Source organism: Amycolatopsis sp. NPDC021455 (assembly GCF_040640995.1).
GTDB lineage: Bacteria > Actinomycetota > Actinomycetes > Mycobacteriales > Pseudonocardiaceae > Amycolatopsis.
In genome coordinates, this window is record NZ_JBFACT010000017.1 from 13823 (window position 1) to 30811 (window position 16989).

Annotated in this window: 23 protein-coding genes; 5 read left to right on the plus strand and 18 right to left on the minus strand. The window is 71.7% G+C overall.

Going from position 1 to position 16989, the window contains the following annotated elements; genetic code table 11:
• Positions 1-142 precede the first annotated feature (142 nt).
• Positions 143-754, plus strand: coding sequence for a TetR/AcrR family transcriptional regulator (locus AB0G28_RS21130; protein ID WP_361091504.1), 612 nt, complete (start codon positions 143-145; stop codon positions 752-754).
• Here AB0G28_RS21130 and trxA read toward each other — a convergent pair.
• From trxA to AB0G28_RS21170, 8 genes are all read right to left on the minus strand, one after another.
• Positions 751-1086: a thioredoxin gene (gene trxA, locus AB0G28_RS21135; protein WP_361091205.1), complete on the minus strand. Its 336-nt coding sequence runs from the start codon at positions 1084-1086 to the stop codon at positions 751-753. The genes AB0G28_RS21130 and trxA overlap by 4 nt on opposite strands.
• A gap of 11 nt (positions 1087-1097) precedes the next feature.
• A complete protein-coding gene (locus tag AB0G28_RS21140; RefSeq protein WP_361091208.1) occupies positions 1098-1493 on the minus strand; it encodes a MerR family transcriptional regulator in 396 nt (131 codons plus the stop codon).
• 42 nt (positions 1494-1535) lie between these two features.
• A complete protein-coding gene (locus AB0G28_RS21145) occupies positions 1536-2009 on the minus strand; it encodes a bifunctional nuclease family protein (protein WP_009078856.1) in 474 nt (157 codons plus the stop codon).
• Between the two features lie 215 nt (positions 2010-2224).
• A complete protein-coding gene (locus tag AB0G28_RS21150; protein ID WP_361091211.1) occupies positions 2225-2971 on the minus strand; it encodes a MerR family transcriptional regulator in 747 nt (248 codons plus the stop codon).
• On the minus strand, positions 2968-3432 hold the full coding sequence (gene garA / locus AB0G28_RS21155) for a glycogen accumulation regulator GarA (protein ID WP_086844851.1): 465 nt from the start codon (positions 3430-3432) through the stop codon (positions 2968-2970). Before garA ends, AB0G28_RS21150 begins: the two co-directional genes overlap by 4 nt.
• A 125-nt stretch (positions 3433-3557) precedes the next feature.
• A complete protein-coding gene (gcvH, locus tag AB0G28_RS21160; protein WP_361091214.1) occupies positions 3558-3941 on the minus strand; it encodes a glycine cleavage system protein GcvH in 384 nt (127 codons plus the stop codon).
• A gap of 101 nt (positions 3942-4042) precedes the next feature.
• Positions 4043-4660: a CDP-alcohol phosphatidyltransferase family protein gene (locus AB0G28_RS21165; protein WP_361091217.1), complete on the minus strand. Its 618-nt coding sequence runs from the start codon at positions 4658-4660 to the stop codon at positions 4043-4045.
• Between the two features lie 57 nt (positions 4661-4717).
• The gene (locus tag AB0G28_RS21170) at positions 4718-4927 is read right to left on the minus strand and encodes a hypothetical protein (protein WP_361091220.1); all 210 of its coding nucleotides are present in this window, start codon (positions 4925-4927) and stop codon (positions 4718-4720) included.
• Positions 4928-5241: 314 nt separating this feature from the next.
• Here AB0G28_RS21170 and AB0G28_RS21175 point away from each other — a divergent pair, with 314 nt between their 5' ends.
• Positions 5242-5757, plus strand: a complete 516-nt coding sequence (locus tag AB0G28_RS21175) for a hypothetical protein (RefSeq protein WP_361091223.1) — start codon at positions 5242-5244, stop codon at positions 5755-5757.
• A gap of 33 nt (positions 5758-5790) precedes the next feature.
• Positions 5791-6183: a hypothetical protein gene (locus AB0G28_RS21180; protein ID WP_361091226.1), complete on the plus strand. Its 393-nt coding sequence runs from the start codon at positions 5791-5793 to the stop codon at positions 6181-6183.
• Positions 6184-6241: 58 nt separating this feature from the next.
• Here AB0G28_RS21180 and AB0G28_RS21185 read toward each other — a convergent pair whose 3' ends face one another.
• Positions 6242-7936: an AMP-binding protein gene (locus AB0G28_RS21185; protein ID WP_361091230.1), complete on the minus strand. Its 1695-nt coding sequence runs from the start codon at positions 7934-7936 to the stop codon at positions 6242-6244.
• Positions 7937-7945: 9 nt separating this feature from the next.
• A complete protein-coding gene (locus tag AB0G28_RS21190; protein ID WP_361091233.1) occupies positions 7946-8788 on the minus strand; it encodes a crotonase/enoyl-CoA hydratase family protein in 843 nt (280 codons plus the stop codon).
• Positions 8789-8926: 138 nt separating this feature from the next.
• Here AB0G28_RS21190 and AB0G28_RS21195 point away from each other — a divergent pair, with 138 nt between their 5' ends.
• Positions 8927-9796, plus strand: a complete 870-nt coding sequence (locus tag AB0G28_RS21195; RefSeq protein WP_361091236.1) for an alpha/beta fold hydrolase — start codon at positions 8927-8929, stop codon at positions 9794-9796.
• On the opposite strand, the gene AB0G28_RS21200 is transcribed toward AB0G28_RS21195, so the two are convergent.
• On the minus strand, positions 9790-10479 hold the full coding sequence (locus AB0G28_RS21200) for a TetR/AcrR family transcriptional regulator C-terminal domain-containing protein (RefSeq protein WP_361091239.1): 690 nt from the start codon (positions 10477-10479) through the stop codon (positions 9790-9792). The two genes, AB0G28_RS21195 and AB0G28_RS21200, sit on opposite strands and share 7 nt — an antisense overlap.
• A 68-nt stretch (positions 10480-10547) precedes the next feature.
• Between AB0G28_RS21200 and AB0G28_RS21205 the strand changes: the two genes are divergently transcribed.
• Positions 10548-11675 carry an FAD-dependent monooxygenase gene (locus AB0G28_RS21205; protein ID WP_361091242.1) on the plus strand — a complete coding sequence of 376 codons (1128 nt, stop codon included), beginning with the start codon at positions 10548-10550 and terminating at the stop codon, positions 11673-11675.
• Positions 11676-11748: 73 nt separating this feature from the next.
• Here AB0G28_RS21205 and cobA read toward each other — a convergent pair whose 3' ends face one another.
• The 7 genes from cobA to rpmB form a co-directional block, all read right to left on the minus strand.
• Complete coding sequence (cobA, locus tag AB0G28_RS21210) at positions 11749-12978, minus strand: uroporphyrinogen-III C-methyltransferase (protein WP_361091245.1); 1230 nt, start codon at positions 12976-12978, stop codon at positions 11749-11751.
• Positions 12979-13025: 47 nt separating this feature from the next.
• Positions 13026-14879 carry a hypothetical protein gene (locus AB0G28_RS21215; RefSeq protein WP_361091248.1) on the minus strand — a complete coding sequence of 618 codons (1854 nt, stop codon included), beginning with the start codon at positions 14877-14879 and terminating at the stop codon, positions 13026-13028.
• The gene (locus tag AB0G28_RS21220; RefSeq protein WP_361091251.1) at positions 14876-15937 is read right to left on the minus strand and encodes a MoxR family ATPase; all 1062 of its coding nucleotides are present in this window, start codon (positions 15935-15937) and stop codon (positions 14876-14878) included. Before AB0G28_RS21220 ends, AB0G28_RS21215 begins: the two co-directional genes overlap by 4 nt.
• An 89-nt stretch (positions 15938-16026) precedes the next feature.
• On the minus strand, positions 16027-16281 hold the full coding sequence (gene rpsR, locus AB0G28_RS21225; RefSeq protein ID WP_361091254.1) for a 30S ribosomal protein S18: 255 nt from the start codon (positions 16279-16281) through the stop codon (positions 16027-16029).
• Positions 16278-16583, minus strand: coding sequence for a 30S ribosomal protein S14 (gene rpsN / locus AB0G28_RS21230; protein ID WP_361091257.1), 306 nt, complete (start codon positions 16581-16583; stop codon positions 16278-16280). Before rpsN ends, rpsR begins: the two co-directional genes overlap by 4 nt.
• The gene (gene rpmG / locus AB0G28_RS21235; protein ID WP_003091682.1) at positions 16583-16750 is read right to left on the minus strand and encodes a 50S ribosomal protein L33; all 168 of its coding nucleotides are present in this window, start codon (positions 16748-16750) and stop codon (positions 16583-16585) included. Before rpmG ends, rpsN begins: the two co-directional genes overlap by 1 nt.
• Entirely contained in the window at positions 16750-16986 is a 237-nt protein-coding gene (gene rpmB / locus AB0G28_RS21240) for a 50S ribosomal protein L28 (RefSeq protein WP_360181174.1), read from the minus strand. The genes rpmG and rpmB overlap by 1 nt, the downstream gene beginning before the upstream one ends.
• Positions 16987-16989 lie beyond the last annotated feature (3 nt).

Consider the following 16989-nt stretch of genomic DNA (forward strand, 5'->3'; position numbering starts at 1 on the left):
GGTCAACGCGACGCGCGGCAAGCCTCAACGACCGGATGAGCCTTTGAGCCGTTCGCCGTACCCCCTGTCGCGTGAGCCAAACCCCTTGACCGCTTTTACTCAGCTGAGTAACTTTTTACTCATGCAAGTAAACCCCGACCTCATGGCCGAGCTGGGCCTCAGCGTCACCGAAGCCGCGCGACGCGCACAGATCGTCGGCGCGACCATCGGCGTGCTCGCCGACCTGGGCTACCGGCGGACCACCTTCGCCAAGATCAAGGAGCGCGCCGGGCTCAGCAGCACCCGGCTGATCTCGTACCACTTCACGAACAAGGCCGGCCTGATGCAGGCCGTGCTCAGCACGGTCGTCGAGACGAAGCACCAGTTCCTCGCCGAACGCACCGGCGGCGGGCTCGACCCCGCCGACCGCCCCGGCTACCTGCGGGCGCACATCGAGACGTCGGTCGCGTTCCTGCGCGCGTACCCGGAATGCGTCCGGGCGCTGACCGAGCTGGCCGCCAACGCCGACGACGCCGACGGCTGGGTGATGACGAAGGTGCTGGTCGACGACCTGCGCGTGCACGGCCTGGCCCGCCAGCTCAAGCAGGGCCAGGCCGAGGGCGTGTTCGGCGAGTTCACGCCGGAGGTGATGGCGATGTCCATCGCCCAGGCCGTCGACGGCGTCGCCGCGGCCTACGCGGCCGACCCTTCGCTGGACGTCGAAACGTACGGCCGCGAGATCGCCGAGACCTTCGTCAAGGCGACCGCACCCTAGAGGGCTTGGTCGAGACGCTCCTCGATGCGGGCCTTCGGGTAGGCGCCGACGATCGTCGTCACGGGTTCGCCGTTCCGGAAGAGGATCATCGTCGGCAGGGACATGACCTGGTAGGCCCGGGTCGTCTCCGGGTTCTCGTCGGCGTTGATCTTCCGGACGGACAGGGTGCCGGCGCGCTCGCCGGCCAGCTGCGCCAGCACCGGGCCGACCATCCGGCAGGGCCCGCACCAGGTGGCCCAGAACTCGACGAGCACGGGAACGTCGCCGCCGAGGACTTCGGCGGCGAACGTGGCATCGGTGACGGCGGTGACTTCGGCGGTGACAGCGGACAACTCGGGCTCCTTCAGGGGCGCGGGGACTCGGGCACGACACACGGATCGGGCGCCTGCCGGGCGAGGGCGCCGGCGAGCTTCGCGGCCAGTTCCGCGCGAATGCCGCCGAGCCGCGCGAGGAGCGCGTCCGCTTCTTCCAGCTTGCGGCGGTACACCTCGATCGAGCTCGCGCACGAATCGCCGGTTTCGTGGCCGCTGCGCAGGCATTCGACGAACGGGCGCGTCTCCTCGAGGGTCAGGCCGACCGTCTGGAGGGTCTGGATCTCCTCGACCAGGCCGACGTCGTCCTCGTCGTATTCGCGGTAGCCGTTCGCCGAGCGCCGGGCCGCGAGGAGACCTTGGTCCTCGTAAAACCGCAGCGCACGGGTGGTGACACCCGTGCGCTGCGCCAGTTCTCCGATCCGCATGCCGTCGACGCTAGACGTTGACGTCCGCGTCAAGGCAAGGTCTTACGTGTCCGCTCCGCGGAAGTCTTCCGGGGAAACCGAGTCGAGGAACTCGCGGAACTTCTCGACCTCGTCCTCCTGCTCGTCCGGGATGATCAGGCCGGCCTCCTCCAGCACCGCGTCCACGGCGTGGATGGGGACGCCGATCCGCAGGGCCAGGGCGACCGAGTCGCTCGGCCGGGCGGACACCCGGATGTCACCGTCGAAGACCAGCTCCGCGAAGAACGTGCCCTCCTTCAGGTCGGTGATGACGACCTGCTCGAGCTCCCGGCCGAGCGCCCCGATGACCTCTTTCAGCAGGTCATGCGTGAGCGGACGGGCCGGGCGGACTCCCTGCTGCTCCAACGCGATGGCGGTGGCTTCGACCGAGCCGATCCAGATCGGCAGGTACCGTTCACCCTCGGTCTCCCGCAGCAACAAGATCGGCTGATTCGCGGGCAGCTCGACCCGCACACCGACGACGCGCATTTCGCTCATCGGGCTTCGCCTCCCTCTCGTGCACACGGGCTTCAGCGCTGAACCGGTTTCGCGCCGCCACTGTCGACGCTACCCGTCCTCCGCGCGCTGTGCTCGCTGTCCGGACTCTCTCGGTTCGCCTGCCGCAAACCCGTGCCTTCACGGTACGGCATGCGGTGCCGAACATTCAGTCATTGACATGGGACCGCAAAGAGGATCTCACTGCCCCGTTACGATCAACACCCGGACACGCCACGGATTCCGGCCTTGACGAGGAGCGTGTGCAGCGTCACGGACAGTGCCGCGAGCTCCCTGACCACCTCGTCGGCCCGCGCCTTGGCTTCCGGGTCACGGTGCCGGTACACCGGGGTCACGATCTGCTCCAGCAACCCGACCTCGCGGTCGGCCGCGGCGCGGAAGGCACGCAGGTGTCTCGGCTCGATACCGAATTCGGTCATCGCCTTCACCGTCCGCGCCACCAGCACCGCGTCCGGGTCGAAGAACCCGGCGGGACCGGGCCGGACCAGGCCGTACTGCCGCAGTTCGGCCAGTGCGGCCGCGTCGATGCCGGCCTGCTCCAGGAGCTCCTCCTGGGTCAGGCGCAGTTCCTTGCCCGCGGCGAAGTCGTCCGCCACCGGCAGGCCGACGTTCTCCGCCGGCGCGTCGATCGGCACCAGCCGGCGCGGCGGCCGGGGAAGGGCTGCGGCGGACCCGTTGCCCGAGTCCGCCGCGTCCAGCTGTTCCTTGATGACCTTCAACGGAAGGTAGTGGTCCCGCTGGGCGGCCAGGACGAACCTGAGACGCTCCACGTCCGCCGCGGCGAACTGCCGGTACCCCGACGGCGTCCGGCCCGGCTGGACCAGGCCTTCGGCTTCGAGGAACCGGATCTTGGAGATGGTGACATCGGGGAAGTCCCCGCGCAGCTGCGCCAGGACGGCCCCGATGCTCAACCCGTCACGTTGTGGCCGTCCGGCCGCCGTCACTGCGCCCCCTGGCCCCCGTGACCCGGGCCGGTCAGGAAGACCAGGCGGAACTTCCCGATCTGGACCTCGTCGCCCCCGGCGAGGACGGCCTGGTCGACCGGTTCCCGGTTGACGTAGGTGCCGTTGAGGCTGCCGACGTCGATGACGACGAACTCGCCGCCCTCACGCCGGAATTCGGCGTGCCGGCGGGAGACCGTGACGTCGTCCAGGAAGATGTCGCTGTCCGGGTGCCGTCCGGCGCTGGTGGTGTCGCGGTCGAGCAGGAACCGCGAACCCGCGTTCGGCCCGCGCTTCACGACCAGCAGCGCCGAACCCGCCGGCAGGGCGTCGACACCCTGGACCGGGGCCTCCGGGGCGGGCTCGCGACCTTCGGCTTCGGCCAGGAAGTCGGCCCGGAAGACAGAGGTCCGCTCCGGAGACTGCTCCGGGGGAACGCCGCCGGGCCCGTCGTTCGTGCTCACCTGAGCTCTCCTCCACACATGCTGTGTTGCCAGTACTCAAGAACGTGTAGCTGCCAACGTACCGTGCCTGATCGATTCTCCGAGCCCCGGCTCCCCGAACCGGCGCAGTGCGCTTCCGGCGGGGTTCAGCCCTTGGTCAGCGCGTCGTAGGCTTCGGCCTCCAGCAGGGCTTCGAGCCCCGACGGGTCGTCGAGCCGGATCTCGATCAGCCAGCCCTCGCCGTAGGGGTCGCTGTTGATCAGCTCCGGCGAGTCGGCGACGGCGTCGTTGACCGCGACGACCTCGCCGTCGACCGGCGCGAACAGCTCGGAGACGCTCTTGGTCGACTCGACCTCGCCGAAGACGTCGCCCGCGCTCACCTGCCTGCCGACCTCGGGCAGGTCGACGAACACGACGTCCCCGAGCTGGTCCTGCGCGTACTCGGTGATGCCCACCCGGACGAGCGTTTCCTCGCGGGTGGCGACCCACTCGTGTTCCTCGGTGTAGCGAAGCTCTTCAGGAGCGGACACCGCCGGTCCCCTTTCATGCCCTCACTGGCGAAAACGTGCTGGGCGAAGTCTTACACCCACACGGCCCAGCCGCCTGCCACGACCCGGGCAAAGAGTCGCGCTCAGTCGTCTCCGGCGCCGCGGAGCGCGTTGCGCGCCTGCACGACGTAGAGCACGCCCGACCAGACGTAGAGGACGGCGCCCCAGATCGTGAAGGCGTAGCCGATCGGCCGGGCGACCGCGGCGACGTCCGAGCCACCCTGCGCGAGCAGCAGGAACGGGAAGGCGTACATCAGCACGAAGGTCGCGCCCTTGCCGAGGTAGGTGACCTCGGGCGGGGCGAAGCCGCGGCGGCGCAGCGCGTAGACGCAGACGCCGAGCACGGCCTCCCGCAGCACGAGCGGCACGACGACCCACCAGGGGATGATGTCGCGGACGAGGAAGGCGATGAGCGTCGCGAGGATGTACAGCCGGTCGGCCGCCGGGTCGAGCAGCTGTCCCAGCCGGGACATCTGGTTGAGCCAGCGGGCCAGCTTGCCGTCGAGCCAGTCGGTCAGGGCGCTGAACACCAGCAGGGCGAGCGCCCAGCCGTCCTCCTTCGGGCCGAGCAGCAGCCAGAGGAACACCGGCACGCCGGCCAGCCGCAGCAGCGACAGGATGTTCGGGACGTTGAAGGCCTGCTTCAGCAGGGACGGTTCGGCGCTCGCCTGAGCGGCTGGTTCCGGGGCGGCTGTGCTCACCGGCCAATTAAACAGCGGAGCGGGGCCGGGCCGCCCGGTGGTGCGGCCCGGGTGCCGTCAGCTCGCGCGGTGGTGGCTCCAGCCGCGCCGCTGCAGCTCCGCGCTGCTCAGCGACTCGGGGCGGCCACGGAAGTCGGTGCCCATCCAGCGGGCGCGGCCGATGCGTCCCTCGAGGACGTACGGACGGCCGCCGCACCAGACCACGGTGCTGGGGACGGTCGGCGGACTGGCGGGGTCTTCGGTACTGGTCACAGCGTCGTCGTTCATCGCTCTCACGGGCTCGGGAGGGGTTTCGGGGACGGGAAGCTCTTCGGCCTCCACCAAGATCTTCGGCCCGCGGGGCCGGGATGTTAACCGGAACAGCGGGAATTAGACCGATCGATTCTTCATGGCAGCGTGAGGTTTCGGAGCGTGAACGGAATGTTAATTGTCCATTGTGGACGGTCAAGTGGGGGCCACCGGAGCGGGCCGCCACCCGGCTGGAGTAATCTCCGGCACACTCGTGGGCGAGCCGGTCCACGGGCCCCCGGCCCGATGGGCCAGAATGACCGGGTCGGCCTGACCGGGGAGGAACGATCGCGGTGCCCCACCCAGCCACCACGAGGACGTGGCGGCCGTTGCTCGCGGCCTGTCTCGCCGTCCCCGCGCTCGCGGCTTGCGCCGGCGACCCGGCCGCGCAGGCGCCCCCTGCCCCGCCTTCTTCGGCGGCACCGGCGGCCACCACCACGACGTCTCCCGGCACCTCCCCGCCGCCTCCGGCCGCCACCGGTGGTTCGTCCGCGCCGGCCCCGGTGACCAAGCCGTCCGGGCCGCCGCCGACGGTGCCCGGGTCGTGCGGCACGGTCACCGCCGCCAGCGGGCTCACGCTGTACGTCTTCGACAGCGGCTCCGCCGGGGTCACCTGCGCCACGGCGACGAAGCTCGTCGGCGACTTCCACCGCAAGATCGCCGGGCGCCAGGACGCCGGCTCGAACGACGCGGTGAACGAGACCGTCGACGGCTGGCTGTGCACCTCCGGGCCGCCCGCCGCGCAGGGCGGCACCACCTGTACCAAAGGCGAGCAGACGGTGTTCGCCGCCGTTGTGCCGTCCGAGTGAGTCCGTCCCCTCCCGTCCGCTCCTGAAGGGCCCATGAAGACACTCGCGTACCCCCTGCTGCTCGTCGCCGCGACCGCCGCACTGGCCGGTTGCGGGAGCGACACCCCGGCCCCCGTGGCGCCGTCCGCCACCGTCCCCGCCGCGGTGGCGGCGGCGGAGTCGACGGCACCGGGCGTGCCCTGCGGCGAAGTCGCGGGCACGGGCGGCGCGAAGACGGCCGTCGTCGCCCACGGCAAGGTCGACTGCGCCGCGGCGACGAAGCTGCTGAAGGACTACTTCGCGAAGCTGACCCCGGCGGAAGCCGCCTCCGCGGACGGCCCGGGCCCGGTGGTGCTCGACGAGTGGACGTGCGGCAGCGGCCCGAACGACCCGGTGACGGCGTGCTCCACCGAAGACGGCCGCCAGGTCGAAGGCACGCGCGGCTGACGAGCGCTCACCGGGGGCACTTTCACGTGAAAGTGCCCCCGGGGCTCGGGCATCCGGATCAGGACTTCAGGTCGGGGAAGTCCTCCTCGCGGTACTCGGTCCCGGCGCCCCGCGCAGGGTCGTTCTCGCGGCCCCGCAGCTTGACGCGGCGGATCTTGCCCGAGATCGTCTTCGGCAGCTCCGCGAACTCGAGCCGCCGGATCCGCTTGTACGGCGCCAGGTGCTCGCGGCAGTACGCCAGGATCGACCGCGCGGTCGCGGCGTCCGGCGAGAACCCCGCGGCCAGCACGACGTACGCCTTGGGCACCGCGAGCCGGATCGGGTCGGGGGCCGGGACCACCGCCGCCTCCGCCACCGCCTCGTGCTCGATGAGCACGCTCTCCAGCTCGAACGGCGAGATCCGGTAGTCCGACGCCTTGAAGACGTCGTCCGTGCGCCCGACGTAGGTGATGTAGCCGCGCTCGTCGATCGAACCGACGTCACCGGTGTGGTAGTAGCCGCCTGCGAAGGCCGTCGAGGTGCGCTCGTCGTCGTCGGCGTAGCCGGTCATCAGGCCGACCGGCCGGTGCGCGAGGTCGAGGCAGATCTCGCCCTCCGACGCCCGCTCGCCGCTGACCGGGTCGACCAGCGCCACCACGAACCCGGGCAGCGGGCGGCCCATCGAGCCGGGCACGACGTCCTGGCCCGGCGTGTTGGCGATCTGGACGCTGCTCTCCGTCTGCCCGAAGCCGTCGCGGATGGTGACGCCCCACGCCTTGCGGACCTGGTCGATCACCTCCGGGTTGAGCGGCTCCCCCGCGCCCACGACCTTGCGGGGCGGCGTCTTCAGTGCCGTCAGGTCGGCCTGGATGAGCATCCGCCACACCGTCGGCGGGGCGCAGAAGCTGGTCACCCCGCACCGGTCCATCTGCGCGAGCAGCGCGCCCGCGTCGAACCGGTTGTAGTTGTAGAGGAAGACCGTGGCCTCGGCGTTCCAGGGCGCGAAGAAGTTGCTCCACGCGTGCTTCGCCCAGCCCGGCGAGGAGATGTTCAGGTGGACGTCGCCCGGCTCGAGGCCGATCCAGTACATCGTCGACAGGTGACCCACCGGGTACGAGACGTGCGTGTGCTGCACGAGCTTCGGCTTCGCCGTCGTGCCGGAGGTGAAGTACAGCAGCAGCGGGTCCGCCGCCTTCGTCGGGCCGTCCGGGGTGAACTCCGGCGACTGCGCGAACGCCGTCGCGTACGAGTGCCAGCCCTCGACCGGCTCGCCGACGGCGATGCGCGTGTAGTCGCCTTCGACGCCGTCGAACTTCGGCGCGTCCACCGAGCGGACCACGACGTGCTTCGCCGCGCCGCGCTCGACGCGGTCGGTCAGGTCGGCCGGCCCGAGCAGCGTCGACGCCGGGATGATCACGGCACCGAGCTTGATCGCCGCGAGGATCGTCTCCCACAGCTCGCCCTGGTTGCCCAGCATGAGGATCAGCCGGTCGCCGCGGCGGACGCCGAGGCCGCGCAGCCAGTTCGCCACCTGGTTGGACCGGCCCGACATCTCCGGGTAGGTCCAGCGGTTCTCGGTGCCGTCCTCCTCGACGATCCAGAGGGCGTACCGCTCGGCGTTGTCCGGGTCGTGCGCGACGACGTCGAACCAGTCGATCGCCCAGTTGAACTCGTCGAACTCCGGCCAGGCGAAGTCCCGGTAGGCCGTGTCGTAGTCCTCGCGGTGGGCCTGCAGGTAGTCCCGCGCGACGCGGAACGCGTGGTGGACGCTCACGGCTGCCTCCTATTCGCCTTTGAACTCCGGCTTGCGGCGCTCCATGAACGCCTGGACTGCCTCGCCGAGGTCCTTGCTGGGCAGGAACGCCGAGTTCCACGCCGCGACGTACCGGAGGCCGTCGGCGACCTGGCGCTCGGTGTTGGCCGCCAGCACCTGCTTCGTCCCCTGCACCACCAGCGGCGGGTTCGCGGCGATCTCCCCGGCGAGTTCGCGCGCGGCCTTCAGCAGCGCGTCCTGGCTCTCGTAGACGTCGTTGACCAGGCCGATCTTCTCGGCGCGGGCGGCGTCGATGTCCTTGCCGGTCAGGGCCAGCTCCCGCAGGTGCCCCTCGCCGATGATCGGCGCGAGCCGCTGCAGGCTGCCGAGGTCCGCGACGATCGCGACGCGCACTTCGCGGACGCTGAACTTCGCGTCGGCGCTGGCCAAGCGGACGTCCGCCGCGGCGATGACGTCGACGCCGCCGCCGATGCACCAGCCGGACACGGCCGCGACGACCGGTTTGCGGCATTCCGCGATCGAGCTGACCGCCGCCTGCAGCGACCGGACGTGGTCGAGGAACGCCGTGCGCGGGCCGGCCAGGTTGTCCGCGCCCAGCATCGGCGCCCAGTCGCCCATCATCGCCGGCAGGTCGAGGCCGTAGGAGAAGTTCGTCCCGCTGCCGGTCAGCACCACGGCCCTGACCTGCGGGTCGGCGTCCAGCGCGCGGAACACCAGCGGCAGCTCGCGCCAGAAGTCCGGGCCCATCGCGTTGCCCTTCGAGGGGCCGAGCAGCGTCACTCCGGCCACATGGCCGTCGACGTCGACCTTCAGGGACACGAGGTCGGGCAGACTGTCAGCAGTAGCGGTCATGGGGTCATCTTGACCCATGCCCGCGGCGACCCGCCATTGGCGCCTTGTCAATTGCCCCCCATGTCACTGTGCCAACCTGGTCGGGGGATGCTTTCCTGAAAGAGACTCACCCTCACGACACGGGGAGGACGGTGGGACATGAGCCCGGCCAGCGCGACCGCGATCGAACCCGAACCCACCGAAGCGCCCACCCGGCGCGAGTCCCGCCCGATCGAGCTGACCGGCTCCTTCGACCACGAGGGACACCGGCTCTGGTACACCGAGTTCGGCAGCGGCGACAAGGTCGTCGTCCTCACCCACGGCATCATGCTGACCCGCCGGATGCACGCGCCGCTGGCGCGCCGGCTGGCCCGCGCCGGCTTCCGGGTGATCACCCTCGACCTGCTCGGCCACGGCGACTCGGACCGCCCGACCGAGTCGTGGCTGTACTCGATGCCGTCGTTCGCCGAGCAGACCCTGGCGCTGCTGGACCACCTCGAGGTCTCCTCGGCCGTCATCGGCGGGACGTCGCTGGGTGCGAACGTCTCGCTGGAAGTGGCCGTGCTGGCCCCCGAGCGGGCACGCGGGCTGATCGTCGAGATGCCGGTGCTGGACAACGCCATCGTCGCCGGGCTGATCACGTTCGCGCCGCTGCTGATGGCGGCCCGGTTCCTGCCGTTCACGGTGCAGGCGGTCGCGCTCGCGGCGTCCGTCGTCCCGCACGGCAACCAGTGGGTCGACGTCGTCACGGACACGCTCTCGCAGCGCCCGGCCCCGATGGCGGCGCTGCTGCACGGTGTGCTGTTCGGCCGGATCGCGCCGCCGAAGTCGGTGCGCCGCAAGATCACCACGCGGGCGCTGGTGATCGGCCACCAGGGCGACCCGATCCACCCGTTCGGCGACGCGGACACCCTCGCCGTCGACATGCCGGACGCGGAGTTCGTCCAAGCCCGCAGCCCGGTCGAGCTCAGGCTCGACCCCACGCGGCTGTCGGACGCGATCCGGGACTTCGCCGCGAGCTGCTACTGAGCGTGCTTTGAGACGCGGGCCGCGATGCCGTCGAGGACGAAGTCGAGGCCGATGCGGAAGGTCTCGCCGGCGTCCAGGTGGGGGCCGTCGCGCACCATCGTGGCCACCGCGGGGAACCGGCCGGTGGCGAAGGTCCGCTCCAGATAGGGCCCGTAGGCGGCTTGCCACTGGCGCTTGTCCATCCCGGAGGTCCGCTCGGCACGCCGTTCGGTGATCTCCCGGCGGACCGCGCCGTACACGTAGGCGTTGACCGCGGCGACCGCCGGCACGACCGTGTCGAGGCCGACGTCGCCCATCGCGGCCAGCACGGCCTCGCCGGCGGCCATGGTGTTCGGCCCGAGCTGCGGCCGCCCGCCGAGCAGGTCGGCCAGCCATTCGTGTCGGTGCACGGCCTTCCGGACGGCTTCGGCGAGAGAGCGGAGCACCTCCCGCCAGCCGTCGCCGGCCGGCCGGATCTCGGCGTAGACCGCGTCGACCATCAGGTCGAGCAGCTCTTCCTTGGTGGCGATGTAGCCGTACAGCCGCATCGGGCCGACGTCCAGCGCGGCGGCGACCTTGCGCAGCGACACCGCGTCCAGGCCGTCCGCGTCGGCCAGCCGGACCGCCGCCCGGACGATCCGCTCGCGGCTCAGCGTGGCCGGCACCGGCCGCTCCGGCGGCTCCGGCCGCTCCCACACCAACATGCCGGTGACGATACAACGCCTGTCGCGATACGCTGTATCAGTCAATACAGCGTATCGAAGGGGGACCCATGACGATCGCCATCGTCGGAGGCGGGATGGGCGGCCTGGCCCTCGCCCGCGTGCTGCACGTGAACGGCATCGAATCCGTCGTGTACGAACGGGACTCCTCGCGGACCGCTCGCGACCAGGGCAGCATGCTCGACATCCACTCCGGGCAGCGGGCGCTGCGCGAGGCCGGCCTGCTCGAGCGGTTCTTCGCGATCGCCCGTGGCGAGGGCCAGGACATGCGGCTGCTCGAGCCGGACGGCACCCTCCTGCACCAGGAGGACACGCCCGACGACGCCCCGCTCCTGCGGCCCGAGGTCGACCGCGCCGATCTGCGCGACCTGCTGCTGGACTCCCTCCCCGGCGACACGGTGCGCTGGGGGCACGCGTTCGAATCCGCGAGCGACGGCGTCCTGCGCTTCGCCGACGGCAGCACCGCGGCGTACGACCTGCTGGTCGGCGCGGACGGCGCGCAGTCCCGGGTCCGCCCCCTGGTCACCGACGCCCGCCCGGTGCCCCTCGGCAAGAACGTCGTCGAGATCGGCATCCCCGACATCGACCGCACGCACCCGGACCTCGCGGCGATGGTCGGGCGCGGCACCTACTGGGTGGTCGGCAACGGGACATCCCTGGCGGCGCAGCGCAACGGCGACGGCCGCGTCCGCATCGGCGTCAGCTTCACCAACACCGCCGAGGACTGGTTCGCCACGAGCGGCATCCCGTTCGACGACCCGGCCGCCGCCCGGGCGCGGCTGATCGAGCTGCTCCCGGGCTGGGACCCGAAGATCACCGCGCTGATCGAGGCCTGCGACGACAAGGTCGTGCCGCGGTCGATGACCACGCTCCCGGTCGGCCTGACCTGGCCGTCGCGACCGGACGTCACGCTGGTCGGCGACGCCGCGCACCTGATGCCGGCGGTGGGCGAAGGCGCCAACATGGCCCTGCTCGACGGCGCCTCGCTCGGCCGCGCGCTGGCCGCGCACCCGGACGACTTCCCGGCCGCCGTCGCCGAGTACGAACGCGAGATGTTCGAACGCGCCGGCGCCGCCGCCCGGAGGTCCGCGGACATGCACGAGCTGATGATGTCCCCGGACGCCGCCCGCAAACTGCAGGCCTTCTTCCAGCCGAGCCGGAACCCGGAACTCGCGTGATCAGAAGGGCATCACTCGTGATTGGCGGGGTATCACCGTGATGCCCCTTCAGACACGCTTGATGCCCCTCTGATCACGCTTGATGCCCCTGCGGGGCCAGGCCGGCCACCGGGCCGATCACGATCACTGCCGGGGGGCGGACGCCCGCGGCGGCCGCGTCGGTGACCACCTTGTCCAAGGTGGACCGGAGGGTGCGCTGGGTGCGCATCGTGCCGTCCTCGACGATCGCCACCGGGGTGTCGGCCGGGCGGCCGCCGTCCAGGAGGGCCTTCGCGAACTGCGGAAGCCGCTCCACGCCCATCATCAGCACGATCGTGCCGCGCATGCGGGCCAGCAGGTCCCAGTCGACCAGGGACCGGTCGTCGCCGGGGCCGACGTGGCCGGAGACCACCACCACCTCGTGGGCGACGCCGCGGTGGGTCACCGGGACGTCGGCGGCCGCGGGCACCGCGAACGCGCTCGTGATGCCCGGGACCATCGTCACCGGGACGCCCGCTTCGGCGCAGGCCAGCACCTCTTCGAAGCCGCGGCCGAACAGGTACGGGTCGCCGCCCTTGAGGCGGACGACGAACTTGCCCTCCTTGGCGCGCTCGATGAGCGTGCTGTTGATGACGTCCTGGCTGGCCGCGCGGCCGTACGGGATCTTCGCCGCGTCGACGATCTCCACCTCGGGCGCGAGTTCGTCGAGCAGTTCGCGGGGCGCCAGCCGGTCGACCACGACGACGTCGGCGCGCGACAGCAGCCGCCGTCCGCGGACCGTGATCAGCTCCGGGTCGCCCGGGCCGCCGCCGACCAGCGCCACCCCGGGCAGGCTGCCCTCCGGGTGCGGCTGGCGGCCGTCCTCGATCGTGCCGTTGTGCAGGCCGTCGAGCATCGAGTCGCGCACCGCCGCCGAGCGCAGCGGCTCGCCGCCGGAGAGCACGCCGAACAGCAGGCCGCCGTGCCACCCGGACGCCGGGGTCACCGCGCTGCCCGACTCGCCTTCGTCGGCGCGGACGCAGAACACCCGCTCCCGCTCGGCCTCCTCGCAGACGGCGGCGTTCACCGAAGGGTCGTTCGTGCAGGCCAGCGCGTACCAGGCGTCCTTGAGATCGCCGGGAACATAACGCCGTTCGTGCCAGACCAGTTCGCCCGCGTCCACCATCCCCTGCACCGACGGCGTCGTGTGCGGCGACACCAGTTCGACGCGGGCTCCCGCGCTGATCAGCCGGGGCAGCCTGCGTTGCGCGACCGTGCCGCCGCCGATCATCACGACGCGGCGGCCGGAGAGCTGGAGGCCGGAAAGGTAGTGCGGGTCGTCCATGGGCGGGAGTTTATTGGCGGTTCATCCCCGCGCCAGCCCAGCGTGGGTCACGCCACCCGGAACACCGGCCCGCGGGCCACGAACGGCAGCCGCGCGCCCCGCGGCACCAGGTACGCGTGCTCGCGGCGTGGCCGGACGTGGTCGCACTGCGCGTCGGTGATGATCAGGATCGGCCCGTCGGCCGGGAAGTCCGCCGCGCTCTGCAGCAGGTCGACGCCCGGCTGCAGGATCGTCCCGCCGCGGCCGCGCACCTTGACCCGGCCCGCGATGTCCTCCACCGCGAGGTACCCGGCGTCGTAGGCGACGGCGTCGCAGAACACCACGCGCGCCGCCGGGACGTCCCGGGCCAGCGCGTACGACGCGATCGCCCCCAGCGCCTTGCCGAGCAGCTCGGCGTTCATCGACCCCGACGTATCCAGCACGACGCCGAAGGTGACGAGCTGATCGAGCCGTTCCGGGCGGACGCGGCCCGGGCGCGGGATGTCCGGAGTCGACGACTGGCGGCGCGACGCCCGCGCGTAGCTGCGGACCGGCAGCTCCACCCGGACGTGCTCGTCGAACCAGCGCGCGAGACGGGCGTCCCACGGAAGCGGCGGGTGGTCCAGGGCCCGGATCTCCTGCTCCAGCCCGGCCGGCAGGAGCCCGCGGCCCTGCGCGTGGTGGTATTCGAGGCCCTGGGTGAGCGCCCGGCGGTAGAACTCGTCGAGGTCGACGCCGCCGGTCCGGTCGCCGGCACGCCACGGCAGCGGCCGTGCGTTCCGTCGCGACGACCGGCGCCGCACCGCGTCCGGTTCGGACAGCCAATCGCCCAGGACGTCCCCGGCCTCGCGCGAGCCGAGCGTCAGCAGCTTGCGGGCGCGCCGGAGGTCCGTCGTGAGCGTGTCGTACACCGACTCCGCGGACATCCCGGTCAGCTGCTGGTCGTGCAGGACGCCGTGGGGCAGCTCGCCGACGCCCATGGCGACCAGCCAGCCGTTGATCACGTAGTCGCAGGCGACGTTCCACAGGTACGGGTCGCGGCCCAGCGCCCGGCGGTCGTGCCGCAGCGCCGCGTGCAGCATTTCGTGGGCCAAGACGAACCGCCATTCTTCGGACGTCAGGCCGGCGGCCGGGTTGACGTAGATCTCGCCGTGCTCGGCGTCGACCGCGGCGAGGGAGATGTCCCAGGCGCGGACGACCTCGGCGTCGACGACCAGGGTGAACCCCGCGGCCACCGCGCCGAGCAGCGGGAACGACGAGACGAACCAGGACAGCGCGCGGTCCCACTCCCCCAGCGCCCGCCGGTGGCGGGTCTGGCCGCGCGCGTCGGCGGCGCGTTCCATGGCCTCGGTGGCCGAGGCGATCAGGCCCCGCGCGAACCGCTCGGTCCACGGCTCCGGCTTCCCGTGGTACTGCAGCTCCCAGCGCGAAAGTGGTGGCGCGGCCCGCAGGCACGACCGCGGCCCGCCGGTTCCGAGCGCCTTGAAGTGCTCTGGCACGCCGGTCTCGCGCCAGGCGAGGGCGAGCGCGGTTTCGTCGGTGCCGGGCAGCTCCGGCAGGGCCACGACCGGCGTCCCGACGTGGACGGCGTCGGCGAACCGGTGGACGGCCACGCAGCACGCGGCACCGTAGGCCTCGTCCAGGAGCGGATCTTCGTCGAGGTGGCCCAGGCCGAGGTGCAGCAGGAGGTGGGCGAACACCCACGCCCACTCGCCCGGCTCGGCGTCGCGGGCACGGTTGGCGGTGATCAGCCCGCGCCCGTTGACGACGGCCCAGCTGCCCACGCCGGTCAGGCTCTCCCGGCTCAGGCTCGCGCCGCGGGCGAGGTGGTCGAGGACGGTGTGCGCGCGGACCTCGGCCCAGCCGTCCTCGATCGCCTTGTTCCGGCGCTCGCGGCGTTTGGCCTCCGCCTTGGCGTTCACGCGCGCGCCGCCACCAGCCGCGGGAGATCACGGGCGGCCTCGACGAGGAACCACGACGGCAGCCGCGGGTTGCCCGCCTCGTCGTCGGCGATGACCAGCTGCGCCATCTCCAAGGAGATTTCGGCCAGCTCGACGAGCAGGCCCTTCGCGCGGAAGGCGAACTGGCGCACGGCCGCCGGCGCGTGCCGCTTGTCCGCGGGCAGCTCCTTGACCAGCCGCGCGCGGAAGGTCTCGGCGAGGAAGTACAGCAGGTCCCGATCGGCCGGCTCGGCCGGCCAGCGCACGTCGCCCTTGAGGATCGCCTCCAGGTCGAAGGCGTGCCGGGCGACCTTGAGGTACGCGCGGAACGCGCCCGCGTGGGCCGGGGTGAGAGTGGCGTACGCCAGCAGCGCGACCGTCTCGTCGTCGGCCGGGTCGCCCGCGGAGTGGAGCAGGTCCGAGAGCATGTGCCAGGACCGCGGCGTCGAGAACGGCTCCTCGGTCTTCGGCGGTGCGCTCCACAGGTGGTCCGGGCGCTGGGTGAGGTACTCGAGCACCCACGGGTGGATCCCGTTCCCGGCGGCCCACGCGAGCCAGTCGTCCGGCGCGGCGCGCAGGTGGACGTGCACCAGGCGGTTCACCAGCGCCGACGCCATCGGCCGGGCGAGGGCCTGGTCGGTGGCGCGGTTGCCGGCGCCGATCACGACCGAGCCCGCCGGCAGCTCGTACGAGCCGATGCGGCGGTCGAGGATCAGCGAGTAGAACGCCTTCTGGACGTCGGGCGCGGCGGCGTTCAGCTCGTCGAGGAACAGGCAGTACGGCTCGTCGCGGGCGATCTGCTCCGGCGGGCAGAACCGGCTGCGGCCGCCCGTGATCTGCGGGACGCCGATCAGGTCTTCGGGCGCGAGCTGAGTGCCCAGCAGCGACACGCAGTCGAGCCCGAGCGAGGCGGCGAAGTCGCGCACCAGCGAGGACTTCCCGATGCCGGGTGCGCCCCAGAGGAACACCGGCCGCACGACGGCGGTGGTGAGCAGGACTTCGGGCAGCCGGGCGGGCGTGACCGTGAGCTGGGCGTGCAAGCGTGGACCTCCTGGTTCAGGACATCCCTTGCGACGCCCCCTTTCGTGCGCCCATGATCGCGCGCCCGCCCGGCCGGCGCACCCGATTTTCAGCTCGCGCGGCCCGCGGAGGGGTACGGCAGGAGCGCCATCTCCCGCGCGTTCTTGATCGCCGTGGCGACCTGCTTCTGTTGCTGCGGCGTCAATCCCGTCACCCGGCGGGCGCGGATCTTGCCGCGGTCGGAGATGAACTTCCGCAGCAGGTCGACGTCCTTCCAGTCGACGTGGGTGATCTTGTTGGCGTGCAACAGGTTCACCTTGCGCTTGGCGGGACGGTCGCGGTTCGGCTTCGGCATCCGGCTCACCAGCTCGACTTCGCGACGCCGGGCAGCTCGCCGTGGTGCGCGGCCTGCCGCATCTTGACCCGCGACAGCCCGAACTTCCGCAGGTAGCCGCGCGGACGGCCGTCGGCGGCGTCACGGTTGCGGATCCGCGTCGGGCTCGCGTCGCGCGGCAGCTTCTGCAGCGCGACGACCGCGTTCGCCTTCTCCTCGGGTGACGACGACGGCGAGGCGACGACGGCCTTCAGCGCGCGGCGGCGTTCGACGTACCGCGCGGCGATCACCTTCCGCTGCTCGTTCTTCGCGATCTTCGACTTCTTGGCCATCAGCGCTCTTCCTTGAACTCGACGTGCTTGCGCGCGACCGGGTCGTACTTGCGCAGGACCATGCGGTCCGGGTCGTTGCGGCGGTTCTTCTTGGTGACGTACGTGTAGCCGGTGCCCGCGGTGGACCGCAGCTTGATGATCGGCCGGACGTCGGTGCTCTTCGCCATTACAGCTTCACCCCCTTCGCCTTCAGCTCGGCGACGACGGCCTCGATGCCGCGCTTGTCGATCGTCTTCATGCCCTTGGCGGAGACGCGCAGCCGCACCCAGCGGCCCTCACCGGGCACGAAGTACCGGCGGTTCTGCAGGTTCGGCTCCCACCGCCGGGACGTGCGGCGGTGGGAGTGCGAGACCTGCTTGCCGTAGCCCGGCTTGCGGCCGGTGACCTGGCACACGGCGGACAAAGG

Bases quoted from the DNA above. Each gene is read 5' to 3' on its own strand.
- AB0G28_RS21130 (WP_361091504.1), top strand. From the start codon at position 143: ATGGCCGAGCTGGGCCTCAGCGTCACCGAAGCCGCGCGACGCGCACAG.
- AB0G28_RS21140 (WP_361091208.1), bottom strand. From the start codon at position 1,493: ATGCGGATCGGAGAACTGGCGCAGCGCACGGGTGTCACCACCCGTGCG.
- AB0G28_RS21145 (WP_009078856.1), bottom strand. From the start codon at position 2,009: ATGAGCGAAATGCGCGTCGTCGGTGTGCGGGTCGAGCTGCCCGCGAAT.
- AB0G28_RS21170 (WP_361091220.1), bottom strand. From the start codon at position 4,927: ATGAACGACGACGCTGTGACCAGTACCGAAGACCCCGCCAGTCCGCCG.
- AB0G28_RS21180 (WP_361091226.1), top strand. From the start codon at position 5,791: ATGAAGACACTCGCGTACCCCCTGCTGCTCGTCGCCGCGACCGCCGCA.
- AB0G28_RS21190 (WP_361091233.1), bottom strand. From the start codon at position 8,788: ATGACCGCTACTGCTGACAGTCTGCCCGACCTCGTGTCCCTGAAGGTC.
- AB0G28_RS21195 (WP_361091236.1), top strand. From the start codon at position 8,927: ATGAGCCCGGCCAGCGCGACCGCGATCGAACCCGAACCCACCGAAGCG.
- AB0G28_RS21200 (WP_361091239.1), bottom strand. From the start codon at position 10,479: ATGTTGGTGTGGGAGCGGCCGGAGCCGCCGGAGCGGCCGGTGCCGGCC.
- AB0G28_RS21205 (WP_361091242.1), top strand. From the start codon at position 10,548: ATGACGATCGCCATCGTCGGAGGCGGGATGGGCGGCCTGGCCCTCGCC.
- cobA (WP_361091245.1), bottom strand. From the start codon at position 12,978: ATGGACGACCCGCACTACCTTTCCGGCCTCCAGCTCTCCGGCCGCCGC.
- rpsN (WP_361091257.1), bottom strand. From the start codon at position 16,583: ATGGCCAAGAAGTCGAAGATCGCGAAGAACGAGCAGCGGAAGGTGATC.
- rpmG (WP_003091682.1), bottom strand. From the start codon at position 16,750: ATGGCGAAGAGCACCGACGTCCGGCCGATCATCAAGCTGCGGTCCACC.